The 15,169-nt window shown below is 55.0% G+C and carries 13 protein-coding genes and 1 tRNA gene; 3 read left to right on the top strand and 11 right to left on the bottom strand.

Annotated features, from left to right (window positions below):
- Positions 1 to 127: 127 nt before the first annotated feature.
- A tRNA-Gly gene (locus H9X81_RS03645) sits at positions 128 to 201 on the bottom strand.
- 84 nt (positions 202 to 285) lie between these two features.
- On the bottom strand, positions 286 to 2,919 hold the full coding sequence (locus tag H9X81_RS03640; protein ID WP_204719893.1) for a translation factor GTPase family protein: 2,634 nt from the start codon (positions 2,917 to 2,919) through the stop codon (positions 286 to 288).
- A gap of 410 nt (positions 2,920 to 3,329) precedes the next feature.
- Between H9X81_RS03640 and H9X81_RS03635 the strand changes: the two genes are divergently transcribed.
- Complete coding sequence (locus H9X81_RS03635; RefSeq protein WP_204719891.1) at positions 3,330 to 4,406, top strand: hypothetical protein; 1,077 nt, start codon at positions 3,330 to 3,332, stop codon at positions 4,404 to 4,406.
- 461 nt (positions 4,407 to 4,867) lie between these two features.
- Here the strand turns inward: H9X81_RS03635 and H9X81_RS03630 are convergent, their stop codons facing one another.
- The 3 genes from H9X81_RS03630 to H9X81_RS03620 all read right to left on the bottom strand — a co-directional run bounded on the left by H9X81_RS03630 (position 4,868) and on the right by H9X81_RS03620 (position 7,218).
- Positions 4,868 to 6,103: a diaminopimelate decarboxylase gene (locus tag H9X81_RS03630; protein ID WP_204719889.1), complete on the bottom strand. Its 1,236-nt coding sequence runs from the start codon at positions 6,101 to 6,103 to the stop codon at positions 4,868 to 4,870.
- A 189-nt stretch (positions 6,104 to 6,292) separates the two neighbouring features.
- Positions 6,293 to 6,949, bottom strand: coding sequence for an SdpI family protein (locus H9X81_RS03625; RefSeq protein ID WP_204719887.1), 657 nt, complete (start codon positions 6,947 to 6,949; stop codon positions 6,293 to 6,295).
- Complete coding sequence (locus H9X81_RS03620) at positions 6,946 to 7,218, bottom strand: autorepressor SdpR family transcription factor (protein WP_177502373.1); 273 nt, start codon at positions 7,216 to 7,218, stop codon at positions 6,946 to 6,948. The genes H9X81_RS03625 and H9X81_RS03620 overlap by 4 nt, the downstream gene beginning before the upstream one ends.
- 383 nt (positions 7,219 to 7,601) lie before the next feature.
- Here H9X81_RS03620 and pflB point away from each other — a divergent pair, with 383 nt between their 5' ends.
- Positions 7,602 to 9,854 carry a formate C-acetyltransferase gene (gene pflB, locus H9X81_RS03615; protein WP_204719885.1) on the top strand — a complete coding sequence of 751 codons (2,253 nt, stop codon included), beginning with the start codon at positions 7,602 to 7,604 and terminating at the stop codon, positions 9,852 to 9,854.
- Positions 9,855 to 9,875: 21 nt separating this feature from the next.
- The gene (gene pflA, locus H9X81_RS03610; protein ID WP_204719883.1) at positions 9,876 to 10,592 is read left to right on the top strand and encodes a pyruvate formate-lyase-activating protein; all 717 of its coding nucleotides are present in this window, start codon (positions 9,876 to 9,878) and stop codon (positions 10,590 to 10,592) included.
- Positions 10,593 to 10,651: 59 nt separating this feature from the next.
- On the opposite strand, the gene H9X81_RS03605 is transcribed toward pflA, so the two are convergent.
- The 6 genes from H9X81_RS03605 to H9X81_RS03580 form a co-directional block, all read right to left on the bottom strand.
- Entirely contained in the window at positions 10,652 to 11,578 is a 927-nt protein-coding gene (locus H9X81_RS03605) for a D-alanyl-D-alanine carboxypeptidase family protein (RefSeq protein WP_177504298.1), read from the bottom strand.
- Positions 11,579 to 11,762: 184 nt separating this feature from the next.
- On the bottom strand, positions 11,763 to 12,059 hold the full coding sequence (locus tag H9X81_RS03600) for a hypothetical protein (RefSeq protein WP_204719881.1): 297 nt from the start codon (positions 12,057 to 12,059) through the stop codon (positions 11,763 to 11,765).
- Complete coding sequence (locus tag H9X81_RS03595) at positions 12,059 to 12,340, bottom strand: hypothetical protein (protein WP_204719879.1); 282 nt, start codon at positions 12,338 to 12,340, stop codon at positions 12,059 to 12,061. Before H9X81_RS03595 ends, H9X81_RS03600 begins: the two co-directional genes overlap by 1 nt.
- Positions 12,341 to 12,452: 112 nt before the next feature.
- Positions 12,453 to 12,818, bottom strand: coding sequence for a response regulator (locus H9X81_RS03590; RefSeq protein WP_204719877.1), 366 nt, complete (start codon positions 12,816 to 12,818; stop codon positions 12,453 to 12,455).
- 1 nt (position 12,819) lies between these two features.
- Positions 12,820 to 13,353, bottom strand: coding sequence for a chemotaxis protein CheX (locus H9X81_RS03585; protein WP_204719875.1), 534 nt, complete (start codon positions 13,351 to 13,353; stop codon positions 12,820 to 12,822).
- A gap of 12 nt (positions 13,354 to 13,365) precedes the next feature.
- Positions 13,366 to 15,048 (bottom strand): DUF342 domain-containing protein, encoded by a 1,683-nt coding sequence (locus H9X81_RS03580; RefSeq protein WP_204719873.1) that lies wholly within the window; start codon positions 15,046 to 15,048, stop codon positions 13,366 to 13,368.
- Positions 15,049 to 15,169: the final 121 nt, after the last annotated feature.

The following is a 15,169-nucleotide window of genomic DNA, read 5'->3' as shown; positions in this document are numbered from 1 at the left end:
CGTAGGTTCCTACCACATTTGAGCGGAGCGACAGCGCAGCGGAAGTCCCGCCCGCAGGCGTCCGGCTTTTGGTAAAAGCCGGTTGCTCCAAATAAAAAAAGCACCCTCAAAGGGTGCCTTTTTTATTTGGAGCAGGCGACGGGAATCGAACCCGCAACCTCAGCTTGGGAAGCTAATGTTTTACCACTAAACTACGCCTGCAGCTGGTATCTAATATGATACCAAACTCCACAGTAAAAATCAAGTCGAAAACCGCTGCTCCGGGAAAATTCCCCCAGCAGCCGGTTACTCCGGCCTGGTGCCAGTGAACCGGGCTGTGTGTTCCAGACGGTTCAGATCCCGTCCCTGCCGGTTGTTTTCAGCAATCAGTTCGGAGATCTGTCCCTCGGCCTGCTCCACCTCCAACTTGAATGCCCGGGCGGAAATACGCAGGGCGCCGTGCCCCAGAATGACCATCTGTTCCAGGCCATCAGAAGTGGCAACCCGTACCCGATGTTTCTTGCCGATCTCATAGGTGACCCGCTCGATATAGGCATCAGCAGTTTCGGCCTCCTTGGTGTATACCACATGAATGCCCTTGTATTTTTCCACCGACCCAGGATTGTTCGGGACTTTATAGGCGTCAAAGACGAGGATCAGCTCGATCTTCTTGAAGGCCTGGAAGTTTGCCAGAATATCCATCAGCACCAGCCGGGCAGCGCCGAAATCGGTCCTTGCCAGAGAGGCCAGTTCCTCCCAGGCAAAGATGATATTATAGCCGTCCACCAACAGATACTCCGGCCCGGTGAGCTGCATCTGCCGTACCGCTGCCTGCTGCATCTCCTGCCGGGCATCGGGACGCCGGGGACGCTCCTTCTCCTGCTTGCCATAGGTGCGCTCATAGATCGCTGCCAGCTCCTTGTCCTCTGCCAGGGTGCCGCCATAGGTGTACCGGCGCAAGGGGGCCGGTGCAGCTCCACCCTCTGCCGGACGGTCCAGACGCAGGACACTGTCCAGGTGTTTTTTCCCGTCCACCTCATTCCAGGGCACCACATATCCGGCGCCATGGGCACAGAATACCGAATCACAGGGGTTTTCCAGGTCCCGGTCGCAGTCGTAGCCAATGGAGGCGATGACCTCATCAGAATTGTGGCAGACATCATATCCCGCCAGGGCGCAGATCAGCCGTCCGCGTCCCTGGGTGTAGGCAGTGACCTCGGTGGGATAGTCCCGCAGACAGGCTACCGGCGCCCGTCCGGTGAGAACACTCATTTCGCCATCGGTTTCCGGCGGCGCTACGGTGCCGGACAGCCGCTGCAGGTCGGTCATGGCCCGGCCCACATATTCTGTGGGCACTTCCAGACGGAACTGGTACCAGGGCTCCAACAGAATGCTCTCGGCTTTCCGCAGGCCCTGCCGCACAGCCCGGTAGGTGGCCTGCCGGAAATCTCCGCCCTCAGTGTGCTTGAGATGCGCCCGTCCGGTGAGCAGCGAAATCTTCATATCTGTGATGGGCGAGCCGGTGAGCACGCCCCGATGTGCTTTTTCTTCCAGATGGGTCAGCACCAGACGCTGCCAGTTCCGGTCCAGTACATCTTCACTGCACAGGCTCTCAAACTGCAGGCCGCTGCCCCGGGGTGCCGGTTCCAGCAGCAGATGCACCTCGGCATAGTGGCGCAGGGGTTCGTAATGTCCTACGCCGATCACCGGTGCGGCAATGGTTTCCTTATAGACAATGCTTCCGGCTCCGAACTGCACCGGGAAGCCGAACCGCTCCTGGATCATGGTCTGCAGGACTTCCAGCTGAACCTCGCCCATGAGCTGCAGATGGATCTCTCCCAGGCTCTCATTCCAGAGCAGATGGAGCTGCGGATCTTCCTCCTCCAGCTGCCGGAGTTTCCCCAGCGCCGTATGGGCATCGGGCCCCTGGGGCAGTCCCACCCGGTAGGTCAGCACCGGTTCCAGCGCCGGCTGTTCCGATTCCGCTTCGATGCCCAGTCCCTGTCCCGGATAGGTTTGGCTCAGGCCGGTGACAGCGCATACCCCGCCTGCCGGGACTTCGTTGACTGTGGTATATTTTCCGCCGGAATAGATGCGCAGCTGGTCGGCTTTTTCCTCCCAGGCGTCACTGCCGCCGGGACGGCAGCCGGTGAGCAGATCCCGGACCCGCAGCACGCCGCCGGTGACCTTGAGATGGGTGAGCCGTACCCCTTGGGTATCCCGGGAGATTTTATAGACCTTGGCGCCGAAAGACGCAGGCCAGACAGCCGGCTGAATCCACCGTTCCAGACCGGCGATGAGCTCTTCCACGCCGGAAAGCCGCAGCGCGGAGCCAAAATAACAGGGGAAGATCCGCCGTCCGGCAATGAGCCCCCGGAGGGTCTCCTCAGACAGCGCACCATCGGTGAGGTATTCGTCCATGGCAGATTCTTCGGTGAGGGCAGCGGCTTCATAGAAGGCATCGTCCATGCGGTCAAAAGCAAGACAGCCTTCACTCAGACGGCGGCGCAGTTCTGCCATACGGACACCGGCATCCGCACCGGGCAGATCCATCTTATTGATAAAGAGGAACACCGGGATCTGATACCGTTCCAGCAGCCGCCACAGGGTCAGGGTATGAGCCTGGATGCCATCGGTGCCGCTCACCACCAGGACAGCGTAGTCCAGAACCTGGAGGGTACGCTCCATTTCCGCCGAAAAATCCACATGTCCAGGGGTATCCAGCAGAGTGACCTCCAGATCCCCCAGGGTCAGGACGGCCTGTTTTGAGAATATGGTAATACCCCGCTGACGTTCCAGCGAGAAGTTATCCAGAAAGGCGTCCTGATGATCCACCCGTCCGAATTTCCGGATGCTGCCCGAAAGATACAGGAGCCCTTCTGACAGGGTAGTTTTGCCTGCGTCCACATGGGCCAGGATACCGATGACCGCTTTTTTCATACTGTCCTCCGAAAAAACCGCCCTCAGAAGGCGGCAAGTACCGGATTCTATTGTAACACAGATTGACCGGAAAAGAAATCTCCGGCAAGAGGGGAAGCACTGAGAAGAAAGTTTCCACGAAAAGTTTTCCACAAAGTGAAGAACTCAGGCCGGAAATTTTCGAGAATATGCAGGAAAAATGACAAAATAGAGCGAAAATTCCCCTCGAATTGCCCGGAAAATGCAGGATTTTCCTCCAAAATGGCAGGAACAGGCAGAAAAAGCTGAGAAAATTACAGAAAAATTACAAAAGTGCATCAAAAAAGGGTTGACAAAGTGCCGGGGGGGGGGGTATAATTACATTACAACAGAGGGGAGCCGTCGACGGGCGACCCGGTTGAAAACAAAACTTTTTATGGAGGAAAACAAAAATGAAGAAGATTTTTGCTCTTGCTCTGGCTGCAGTTATGACAGCTGGCATGGCTACCACTTCCTTTGCTACTTCTCTTGAGGCAAGAAATGATGCAGAAGTAGTTCTGCTGGGTGGCTTTAAGATGGTTGATGTTTATGTGGACAGCAATGACAACAACCGTTTCAATGAATCCGATGATACCTTCACCCCTGATAAGGGTTCCGAAAAGACAAATGGAAAGTTCACTTCTAGTGTTGTAGTGAACGAAGGTGATATCGCTAATGTTGACCTGTCTGTTGTAAAGGGCGGCAAGAAGGTTGCTATCCCGCTGCTGGATAAGGACGGCAATATGATCGACGATAAGGATGCCGTTAGACGCATTAAGGTTAAGGCTGAATGGAAGGTTGGCGAACTGTCTGAGAAGCCTGAGATCGAGTTCGTAAAGATCGGCGCCGAGTATGCTTATGCTGTAACCTTCACCCTGCCCGAGTCTGCTGAGATCAAGACCACTGACCTGGCTGGTAAGATTGCTGTATACGAGAGCAGCAGCCAGCTGAAGGACAATTACTCTGACAAGGAGTACATCACCCTGAGCTTTGGCTCTGAGTACGGTTTCAAGACCGAGGACTACGATGGCAGTGACCTTGCAAAGGCTGAAGTTGTAGATTTCGACGGTTACTCTGATGATGTTGAGACTCTGACCTTTGGCGACGATTTCGAGTTTGAAGTTGATCTGTCTGGCCAGGGCAAGCTGAACCTGAAGAACAATCGCGATTTCAACAAGGAATTCGCTGCAATGTACGACTATGCCAACATCGACTTCATCAACTTTGTAAAGACCCCGTCCTTCAACAAGAACGGTACCGTTTACATCTACGCTGACGAGGATGCTTATATCTACGAAGTAACTGCTGACGGCGCTAAGGAAATCAAGGGCCTGAAGTGGGACGAGGACTACGAGGCTTGGACCTTCAAGACCAGAACTCTGAAGAGCTACGCTATCTCTGACGTAGAGCTGACCGAGAAGACCGTTACCGAGGACGATTCTTCCAGCACCACCGATGGCGGCAAGGAGAACCCGGACACAGGTCGGTAAACCGATCTTTAGTCCTAGCGAATTTCACGCAAGCGTGAAATATCGCCGGGTTTGCGGTAGGTCATAAATGACTTATCCACCTGCGAATTTTGATCACCTGCCTGTCATGCGTCGAGTGCGGGCAGGCGGCATGGAAGGGAGCGTTCCCAGCCGGGGACGCTCCTTTCTGTTAAAACCGGGAACACAGGCTCCCGGTTTTAACAGAGGGGATTTCCCTCCGCTATCCTGCCAAAACAAGACCTCTGGCTGTCCTGTACGAGAGCAAGTGTCGGCTTCTGGTCGTTTTGGGGAAACAGGGTGTTTTACCGGTGCGGCTCTCTCCAAATTTTAGCCCCCGGTCTGAAATATCCTTTGTTTCTTTTCTTCCTGGAACTTCCGCAGCTTTTTCTGCGGGAGTTCTTTTTTATGCAGAAAAAGAGGCCCTCCCGGGGGAGAGCCTCCTTTTTATTGCGGGGATTCGGTTATTCAGCAATCATGCTGCCGTCTGCGCACAGCAGGAACTGTCCGGGAGCCGGCTGGGACGAGAACTGTACCGGTGTGAGCACATAGGCATAACTGCCTGCCTTGGTGATGGCAAGGATATCGCCTACCTTGGCCTTGGGCAGGGTGATGCCGGCTGCCATGATGTCGGTACCGGTGCAGAGGTTGCCCACCAGGTTTACCTTCTCCGAAGCGGTCTCATCGGTGAGCAGCTCGAAGTCAAAGGCGTCCATCTTGGTGAAGAGCGGCTCATTTCCCTTGGCAACAGCGCCTTCGGGCAGATAAGCAGCGATCAGCCGTGCCAGCGACGGACGGATAAAGCCATTGAGGGTGCTCTGTACCATGACAAACTTGGTGCCATAGCTCTCCTTGACATCCACAACCCTGGTGACATAATAACCCGCAGTGCAGACTGCATAGCGTCCGGTTTCAATGATTACCCGCACGCCGCCCAGCTTCTGACGGAGTTCTGCCAGCATAGCGGCACTTTCTGCGCCCAGGGCAGCAGTGTCCAGATCGGTATCGTTTTCAGTGGAGTAAGCCACGCCGATACCGCCGCCCATGTTGATGAATTCCATCTTCATGCCCAGCTTGTCGATGCACTTCTGGGCCAGAGCAAACATATTGGCATAGTACTTCTTGAGCACTTCCACATGGAGCTCCTGGCTGCGGGCATGGACATGGATACCGATCAGCTCGATATTGGGCAGCTTTGCGAAGTCATAGGCAAAGAGCTGATCCTCATCAATACCGAACTTACCGGCAGCACCGTGATCGGCGTCCATGGTGAAATCGGGGTTGACCCGGACACCAACGCCCAGCTTGACACCCTTTTCACCTGCCAGCTTGTTGATGAGTTCCAGCTCATGCAGGCTGTCGGCGATAAGAATGGCATGATCCATGGCGCCCCGGAGATCCCGTTCGGTCTTACCGGGTGCCGAATAGAGGATCTTCTCCTTGGGCAGACCATATTCCACACCGATCTCCACTTCCCGCAGAGAAGCGGCATCCAGTCCCAGACCTTCGCCCAGAATGGTCTTTACCACCGGCAGGAAGGGATTGGTCTTGATGGAATAGAGGAACTCAAAGTCGGGGAAATCCCGATGGAGCCGCCGTACCTGACCGAGAATGGTCTCCTGGTCATAGAGGTAGAAGGGGTTTTCCAGTTCTGCCATTTTGTTTTTCATCGCCTGTGTGATGCGTGTATTTCCGATCATACAGAAAACCTTCTTTCACAGTAAATTCCCGAGCCGGCGCGCGGCTCTGTCTGTTTTCATTTTACCATCCCAAAGTGCCGTTGACAAACCGAAAAAATCCCCCGCTTTTCGGTGAATCTGCCAATAAAAAACACCGGCAGAGCCAGGAAAGGCATTGCCGGTGTCGGATGGGGGCAGAATCCCGGGGAATCAGTGTCCGGGGTTGGGATTTTCCTGCCGCCAGAGCAGGAAGGAGTAGGCAGTGGGCACCAGTCCCAGCACCAGGAAGATCGCCACAGCCGGTGCGTACAGGGCCATTTTTTCCAGCGGGGAAAGCCCCAGCAGGAACAGCACCAGTCCCCCGGCAAACCAGAGTTTGCCTGCCATGCGATGGGTGCGCTTCCAGACGGTTTCGCTGGAGAGGGTCCACATATTGCGGATGCCAAAGGCAAAGTTGCTGCCGGCTTTGGGCATGAAGTTGCCCATCATGGCAAAGAGCAGTCCGATGGCGGCAATGACCAGGTTTTCCACCCGCAGACTGCCGGGACGGAGGGATTCGGCGATGATCAGCCCGGTCATCATCAGCAAAAACAGGTTCACGCCGCCTGCCAGCAGATTGTACCTGCTGCCCAGCCGGTCATAGTTCCGGCGGCGGGGGTCCACCATGGGCAGCAGGGTAAAGAGCAGCGCAATTACCGGGCCAAGTCCGCCGATAATCCAGATGGTGGCCTTGGGACCATATTTGGTGATTTCGCCGTTATTGAAGTTGGTGGGGATCAGCTCGGGCAGCTGAGGATAAAACCACAGACAGAGCAGGAGCGGCAGCAAAGCTGTCACCCACAGGAATACCATATTTTTGCGAATCATGTTTTGTCGCCCTCCCTCAGGGATGTCACCCAGGTCAGGATCTCGTCAATGACCGAGGTGTTGATCTCATAATAGATGTGTTTGCCCTCCCGCTGGTCAATGACCAGCTCCGCCTGGCGCAGCATTGCCAGGTGATGGGATACCGTAGCGGCACTCAAATCAAAGGCGGAAGCAATTTCCCCGGCAGTGAGCCTGCCATTCTTCAGCCGCTCCAGAATCGCCCGGCGGGTGGGGTCGCTCAGTGCCTTGAAGGTCTGATGAAAGCCCATACAGTCCCCTCCTTTACATTTCGATAGCTATCTAAATGATATTGTAGCCATTGGGCTGGCAAATGTCAAGAACATTTTGATAATTGTCAAATTGTTCCTTGGATTGTGGATATTTTATTTACTATATACAACATATTGTGCTTTTGTTTTGTCTGAATCGACTTTATATACAGGATTTGAACGGCATAGTGTACTGTGTTTGTATAGTTTGCGGATTGTATTTCAGGCCAAAAATCCGTATACTTAAATCAGGCCGATTCTCCACCTTCGGCAGAAGTCCGGCAGGAGAAATTCCTGTCTTTACGGACACTGAATCTTTCAAACGGGCCGGTTTCCCATACAGGAATTCCGGCGGGATTTTGATACATGCAGGAGGAAACTAAATGACACAGTTCGAACAGTGGAATGGTTTTGAGGGCAGACTGTGGAAGGAAGAAATCAATGTACGGGATTTCATCCAGAAAAACTACAAGCCCTATGATGGCGATGAGTCCTTCCTGGCAGGTCCTACTGAAGCGACCAATAAGCTCTGGGGGATTCTGCAGAAGCTGCAGAAGGAAGAACGCGCCAAGGGCGGTGTACTGGATATGGACACCGACATCGTTTCGACCCTGACTTCCCATGCCCCTGGCTATATCTGCGAAGAATGCAAGGATCTGGAGAAGATCGTCGGCCTGCAGACCGATAAGCCCCTGAAGCGTGCGTTCATGCCCTTCGGCGGCATCAAGATGGCGGAGGAAGCCTGCCAGACTTATGGCTATACCCCCGATCCGGAGCTGCACAAGATCTTCACCGAATATCACAAGACCCACAATCAGGGCGTATTTGACGCATATACTCCTGAAATGCGCAAGGCCCGTCATAATAAGATCATCACAGGTCTGCCGGATACCTACGGCCGCGGCCGTATTGTCGGCGACTATCGCCGGGTAGCTCTCTATGGTATCGATTACCTGATGGAGCAGAAGAAGCATGACTTCGATAACTGCGGCGACAAGACCATGACCGATGATGTAATCCGTCTGCGGGAGGAGCTCAGCGAACAGTACCGTGCGCTGGGCCAGATGAAGAAGATGGCTGCCTCCTATGGCTATGATATCTCGGGGCCCGCGAAGAATGCCCGGGAAGCAGTACAGTGGCTCTACTTCGGCTATCTGGCTGCCGTCAAGACCCAGAACGGCGCTGCCATGAGCGTAGGCCGTATCTCCACCTTCCTGGACATCTATATCGAGCGTGACCTCAAGGCCGGTATCCTCACCGAGGAGGAGGCCCAGGAGCTCATTGACCATCTGGTTATGAAGTTCCGTATGGTCAAGTTCGCCCGTATTCCCTCCTATAACCAGCTCTTCTCCGGTGACCCGGTATGGGCTACCCTGGAAGTAGCGGGTATCGGCAGCGACGGTCGTTCCATGGTAACCAAGAACGACTACCGTTTCCTGCACACTCTGGAGAATATGGGACCCTCTCCCGAGCCCAACCTCACTGTGCTGTATTCGTCCGCACTGCCGGCAGCCTTCAAGGACTATGCCGCCAAGATCTCCATCCGTACCAGCTCGGTACAGTATGAGAACGACGATGTGATGAAGCCGGTATGGGGTGACGACTACTCCATCTGCTGCTGCGTATCCGCTACCCAGACCGGTAAGGAGATGCAGTTCTTCGGCGCCCGTGCCAACCTTGCCAAGTGCCTGCTCTACGCCATCAACGGCGGCGTGGATGTCAAGACCCGGGAGCAGGTCGGCCCCGAGCTGCGGCCCATCACCAGCGAGTACCTGGACTACGATGAGGTAATGCACAAGTATGACCAGATGATGGACTGGCTGGCGGAACTGTATGTGAACACCCTGAATGTGATCCAGTACATGCACGACAAGTACTACTACGAGGCCGCTGAGATGGCTCTGCTGGACACCCATGTCCGCCGTACCTTTGCCACCGGTATTGCTGGCTTCTCCCATGTAGTGGATTCGCTGTCCGCCATCAAGTATGCCAAGGTCAAGACCGTCCGGGACGAGACCGGTATCGTAGTGGACTATATCACCGAGGGTGACTTCCCGCGGTACGGCAACGATGATGACCGTGCTGACGACATCGCGGTATGGCTGCTGGGCACCTTCCTCTCCAAGATCAAGAAGCACCACACCTACCGGGATTCCGAGCCCACCACCTCGATCCTGACCATCACTTCCAACGTGGTATACGGCAAGGCCACCGGTTCCATGCCCGACGGACGCAAGGCAGGCGAGCCTCTGGCTCCCGGTGCCAACCCGGCTTACGGCGCAGAGCAGAACGGCCTGCTGGCTTCGCTCAACTCGGTTGCCAAGCTGCCCTATGAGTGGGCACTGGACGGCATCTCCAATACCCAGACCATCAACCCTGAAGCCCTGGGCCATAGCGAACAGGAGCAGGCAGACAATCTGGTACGGGTTATGGATGGCTACTTCGATCAGGGTGCGCATCACCTCAATGTGAATGTATTCGGTCGTGAGAAGCTCATCGATGCCATGGAGCATCCGGAGAAGGAAGAGTACGCAAACTTCACCATCCGTGTATCGGGTTACGCAGTGAAGTTCATCGACCTGACCCGGGAGCAGCAGCTGGATGTAATCTCCAGAACCTGTCACGACAGAATGTAACACAAAGGAGCGAAACCGCCTATGACCGGAAGAGTACACTCACTGGAGAGCTTTGGCTCGGTGGACGGACCGGGCATCCGGTTCGTGGTGTTCCTGCAGGGGTGTCCGCTGCGGTGTGCCTACTGCCATAATCCCGATGCCTGGGCCATGAATGCCGGCACCGAGATGGAGGCCGAAGAGCTGTTCCGGAAGATCCGCCGGTACAAGACCTACTTCGGTGAAACAGGCGGCGTGACCGTATCCGGCGGCGAAGCCCTGATGCAGCCGGAGTTTGTCACTGAGCTGTTCCGGCTCTGCCATGCCGACGGCATCAACACCTGTCTGGATACCAGCGGGTGTGTGCTGGACGAACGGGTGATGGCCCTGCTGGACGAAACCGATACAGTTCTGCTGGACATCAAGATGACCACCGAGGAGGACTACCGGGAATACACCGGCGGCAGCCTCCGCCAGACCATGGACTTTCTCCGGGAGCTTCATCGCCGGAAGATCCCTACATGGATTCGGCAGGTCATTGTGGAGGGCTTCAACGATACCGAGGAGAATGTCGCCCGGCTCAACGAGCTCATCGCTCCCTATGACAACATCACCCGGGTGGAGCTGCTGCCTTTCCACACCATGTGCCGTCAGAAGTATGAAAAGCTGGGAATCGAGTTCCGGTTCGGAACCTACCCGGATACCAGGTCGGCAACGGTGGAGCGGCTGCAGAAGCTGGTAAAGCTCCCCTCTGCCCAATAACATAAAATGCAAAAAGCGAGCCTCCCTGTACGGGGAGGCTCGCTTTTTGATTTGGAAAGTCAGCTGCCGGTTGTCCCGGAGCCGGACAAATAGTTGGATTCATCGATGGTTTTGAGGATCACCGAAACATCGTCATAGCGGGAGGAGGTTGTGGAAGAACCAAGGCTGCAGATCAGAAATTCCTTGCCATGCTGCCGGTACAGCACCACCAGATTGTAGTCATCAGACAGGGACCCGGTTTTGATGCCGATTACATTTTCATTGTAGTATTCCGACTCAGGGTCCAGAAATGTATTGGTGTTTTTCCAGGTCTGGGTACTGCCGTCCGGAAGGATCGCCGTATAGCTGCTCTGGCACACAATGTCCCGGAACCAGCTGTTTTCCAGCAGGCGGTCCACCACAGTTTTCAGATCCAGTACAGTGGTGCGGGCGTCCAGATCAAATCCGCTTGGATCATAGAGGACGGTGTCTGTGCAGCCGATCTCGGCAATATGCTGGTTGAGCCCTGTCATAAAGGCGTTGACCCGTTCCCCGGCTGTGGAAGCCTGGGGGTCCAGAAGCCCGCCGCAGTAGTCAGCCACCACATAGGCTGCGTCATTTCCGGAGGGCACCAGCATGGCTGCATACAGATTGTGAAGATAGTATTCCTGTTCTGTAATGCCGGCAACCGAAGAGCCCGGCTTGGTCATGGCAATCGCCTGGGGATCGGCAGGAACGATGGCGTCCCGGTCAGCCAGTCCGCAGGCGTATTCCAGTACAAACAGCTTCGCCAGGCTGGCAGGCACCCGGGTATCCGTTTCACGCTTGGAGATGAAAATACTGTCATCCGAGCGATCCACCAGAATCAGAGATTTGCCATCGTAGACATTCTGCAGGGAAGTGTGATTTTCAAACCAGACCGCTGCGGCAATACCGACAGCAGCAAGGGGGATCAGAAGAAACAGAGCCAGACGAACAGGATGGCGGCGGCGTGAACGATGCTTCATGAGGGAATCCTTCTTTCTGTGGAATGGAGGATAGGATCGATGTGCGTTTCATTGTAACATTTCCGACCCGGAAAAGCAAACCATGATTCACCAGCATATAACAGGTGAACCTGATAACGCCAGAGCATGTGCGCCGCGCACCGTCAAGAGCGTGGAAGGGCATTGGTCTGTCCCGCTGTTTCTGCTAATCGTCCATTCCGTCCCAGACCTCGCCGGCGGATTCTCCATCATAGCCGCCGAGGATCTCATCATAATAGTAGTCCAGGGCTGTTTCCTCCAGGCAGAGGTCGTACAGGACTTCGCCGCAGCTGCCGCAGCAGAGGATTCCGTCCTCAGCCCGGAGTGAGCCGACTTTGCCGCAGAGCGGGCAGGTCAGTTCCTCCGGCAGGATGGGAGTCCCGCAGGTCGTGCAGTCGAAATTCCCGGTGTACGGGTCATACCACAGGCGGTCCCTGCCGCAGTGGGGACAGATCAGCTCCATCACGCTTCCTCCTTCCCGGCTTCTTCCACCGTCCAGCGGATACAGTCCAGCAGCAGTTCCTCCGGCTCGGCATTCCGGGACCGAGCCAGCTCAGTGAACTGCCGGTACAGACGGCTGTCCACCTGGAACTGCACTGTTTCCCGTTCCACCCGTTCCCGGATGCACCGGGTCAGGTAGGCGGTGGGGGTGGTGTGATCGTCCAGCATCCGCCTCTTGAACTCGTTATAGAGTTCCTCCTCGATGTTGAAGCTGACCTGTCTGCGGGGATTTGACTGTTTCATTCCGGCACCTCCATTATATAGTAAATATATAGTATACTACATATTTACTATATATCAGCCCGCGGGAGATGTCAAGAAAAAAGCGCACAGATTTTTCCTGTGCGCCTTTTTGTTATTCAGCGAAGATCTTATCCAGAGCCTGCAGCACATCCTCTGCTTCGAAGGGCTTATATAGGAAGCCCTTAGCGCTGAGGTTCCTGGACTCTTCAATGGTCTCATCATAGGCCAGGGAAGAAATCATCAGAATCTTGGCATCGGGATCTTCCTCCAGGATTTTGCGGGCAGCTTCCAGACCGTCCAGACCCGGCATGAGAATATCCATTGTGATCAGATCCGGCTTCAGGACCCGATACTGCTCCACAGCGTCCTCTCCGTTCTGACAGCAGGAGATAACTTCATAGGGAGAATCCGACAGGATGCGCTGCAGCTGCAGCTGTGCTACCTTGGAATCGTCTACAACCATAATCTTTTTAGCCATTTTACACTGCTCCTTTAAGGTTATTGATATTCTCCAAATGATCCAGTTTGCATTTGGTATTGTGGTGCCGTTCGTTGTTGACGGGCGACAATGTCAGAACCAGCATCAGGCCTTCATTGTCCTCGTTGATGTACTGGGACTTGCAGAAGCATTCCAGCTCGCTGTCCAGCACACAGTAGTCCCCGTTATAGACCGGGGACCGGAAAGTGGTGGGCCGGTGGATCAGTTTGGATACCTTTCCCACCAGTCTGCCGCAGATCACATTCAGGTATTCTCTGGCGGCTTCAGATATATCATCTTCGGTGATATTGGGGTCCTGGAAAATCTCCTGGGCCAGGTGCCGGAAAAACAACCGGTCCGCATAGAGCGCAAGGGTCAGCTCACAGCTCCCCTCGAATCTGGCGCTGACACAGCAGAGGTCGTCCGAGAGATCATGCGGATGGCTGCGGATGTGCATTCCGGCCATTTTTTCAGTTGTATGGAAGAGAATGCAGTTGAGCACTTCCAGTATTTCCTCATGTGTCAAGGAGTCCACAAAAATCCCCCTTTACCTGGATTCAACATAACAGAGCGCCCCTTCCGCATTGATACTGATTGCACAGTCTGTCTTTTCGGTATCCATTTCGATGGACTGGTTTCCGATGGTGATGCATACCCCCGGATGAATCCGGCTGCATCTCAGAGGACAGGCATCCTTGACATCCAAAGGCAGCCGCTGGGACTGGGCTTCCTTTTCGAGCTTATTCAGCTTCATCTGAACTACATACTGGTTCAGACGCAGTTTGGACAGCGCTGTCTTGGTTTCCGGCGTTTCCGGACACTCTGCAAGTCGTCTGATATTCTTGTTGATGCTTTCCAGCTCTGCCGAGATCTCCTCCCGGTCGAAGGCGTCATACGGGCATCCGCCGATGATGATCTCAGTCCGGACAGCTGCCTTGGAACCGATCACCTTGGAGGAAACCCCCTTGGCACTCTGGATGGAGCCGGAAACGATGGCTCCAAGACCGGTGCGGGCTGTGACCGGGCCATTGCAGTAGACATGACAGTCCACAATGCAGCTGGCCTGTACCGATTCCCGGGCATAGACGGTGCAGTGCTCCAGATACCCGGCATAGACGCTCTTGTGTGCCCGGATGGTGGTGCTGTACTGGCCCTGGATGCCGTCCAGGACGATGACGCTCTCGCCGGCTTCAATGGTGCAGTCCTGGGCAACGCCGTCGATCTGCACCGAACCGGTGGCCCGGATGGAAACCCCCGGACAGACATCGCCATGGATATGGATGTCCCCCAGGAATTTGATGTCCTGCTGGTCGCCGGGTTCAATCCCGTGCCGGATCTCCAGGATCGGCTTTACCTGGAAGCTGTTGCCGGCATAGGCCACATTGCCATCCTTCTGCGCAATGAGGTACCGTCCGTCCTCCGAAAGGCAGGTGTTGCGCCCCATGGGAATCGCCGCCGGGCGTCCGTCCCGGGGCGGAGGGAGCAGAAGGTTCCGCTTCACTGTGATGCCCGAGCGCCCGGCTGTGGGCGGTACGATCTCACAGATCACGCCGTTTTTCTGGATCTTCTTGCTCAGGCTGAGCTGTGCATAGTCCACATGGCTCAGTTCGGTCTGTTCCAGGGAGGCATAGAGCTCACGCTGGTACAGCTCTACGATATAGCCGTCCCTTCCGTCCTCGGGCATGGTGCCGCTGGCGCCCAGATAGAAGCGGAAATACCGGTTCTCCCGCTCCGGCAGGGTATAGATGAAATGAAAGTCCAGACCATAGCTCACCCCATGGTCGATGAGAATCTGGAGGATTTTCGAGCCGGACAGGGTCTTGCCGTTCCCGATGGGCGGAACCAGCAGGAAGAAGGTAAGCATCTGATCCTCGGTTATGTAGACAAAGACATCTTCATCCAGATTCCTGGCGGACCTGGATTCCTGGAGTCTGGCTAACCGCTGCATTCTCGCATTGGCAAAGAATTCGAGCTGTGCCCGGATTTTATCCGCGTCAGCAGCAAGGGCTTCCCGGTTTGGAGCCGAGCTGGTGAGCAGGATCACCGACTGGCTCTTTTCCGGGTTCGCGAGCTTGTAGAGCTTTGAGAACTGGGCGCACTTCGGCGTAACTGCGATGCTGAAAGCAGGAGCAGATGGAACAGGGTCCGTATCCGGGGATTTCGGCTGATCCATTCCGGCATCCGGCAGGTCAGCACCCTCCTGTTTCTTGGTAAATAAAGTCTCCCACATGTTCACTCAATGTTTCAGTCCTTTCCATGATACAGCAAATAACATAGAAAATCACATTTTATTATGGGTTATTATAGGATAATTATAATAAAATTGTGAACGAAATACAAGAAGATTTAGA

Origin of the sequence: Hydrogenoanaerobacterium saccharovorans (assembly GCF_016901815.1) — a bacterium.
GTDB lineage: Bacteria > Bacillota > Clostridia > Oscillospirales > Ruminococcaceae > Avimicrobium > Avimicrobium caecorum.
The sequence above is the reverse complement of the archived record's forward strand: the minus strand, read 5'-3'. Positions and strand labels throughout refer to the sequence as shown.

Coding starts and splice junctions, on each gene's coding strand:
- H9X81_RS03640 (WP_204719893.1), bottom strand. CDS start 2,919: ATGAAAAAAGCGGTCATCGGTATCCTGGCCCATGTGGACGCAGGCAAA.
- H9X81_RS03635 (WP_204719891.1), top strand. CDS start 3,330: ATGAAGAAGATTTTTGCTCTTGCTCTGGCTGCAGTTATGACAGCTGGC.
- H9X81_RS03630 (WP_204719889.1), bottom strand. CDS start 6,103: ATGATCGGAAATACACGCATCACACAGGCGATGAAAAACAAAATGGCA.
- H9X81_RS03625 (WP_204719887.1), bottom strand. CDS start 6,949: ATGATTCGCAAAAATATGGTATTCCTGTGGGTGACAGCTTTGCTGCCG.
- H9X81_RS03620 (WP_177502373.1), bottom strand. CDS start 7,218: ATGGGCTTTCATCAGACCTTCAAGGCACTGAGCGACCCCACCCGCCGG.
- pflB (WP_204719885.1), top strand. CDS start 7,602: ATGACACAGTTCGAACAGTGGAATGGTTTTGAGGGCAGACTGTGGAAG.
- pflA (WP_204719883.1), top strand. CDS start 9,876: ATGACCGGAAGAGTACACTCACTGGAGAGCTTTGGCTCGGTGGACGGA.
- H9X81_RS03605 (WP_177504298.1), bottom strand. CDS start 11,578: ATGAAGCATCGTTCACGCCGCCGCCATCCTGTTCGTCTGGCTCTGTTT.
- H9X81_RS03600 (WP_204719881.1), bottom strand. CDS start 12,059: ATGGAGCTGATCTGTCCCCACTGCGGCAGGGACCGCCTGTGGTATGAC.
- H9X81_RS03595 (WP_204719879.1), bottom strand. CDS start 12,340: ATGAAACAGTCAAATCCCCGCAGACAGGTCAGCTTCAACATCGAGGAG.
- H9X81_RS03590 (WP_204719877.1), bottom strand. CDS start 12,818: ATGGCTAAAAAGATTATGGTTGTAGACGATTCCAAGGTAGCACAGCTG.
- H9X81_RS03580 (WP_204719873.1), bottom strand. CDS start 15,048: ATGTGGGAGACTTTATTTACCAAGAAACAGGAGGGTGCTGACCTGCCG.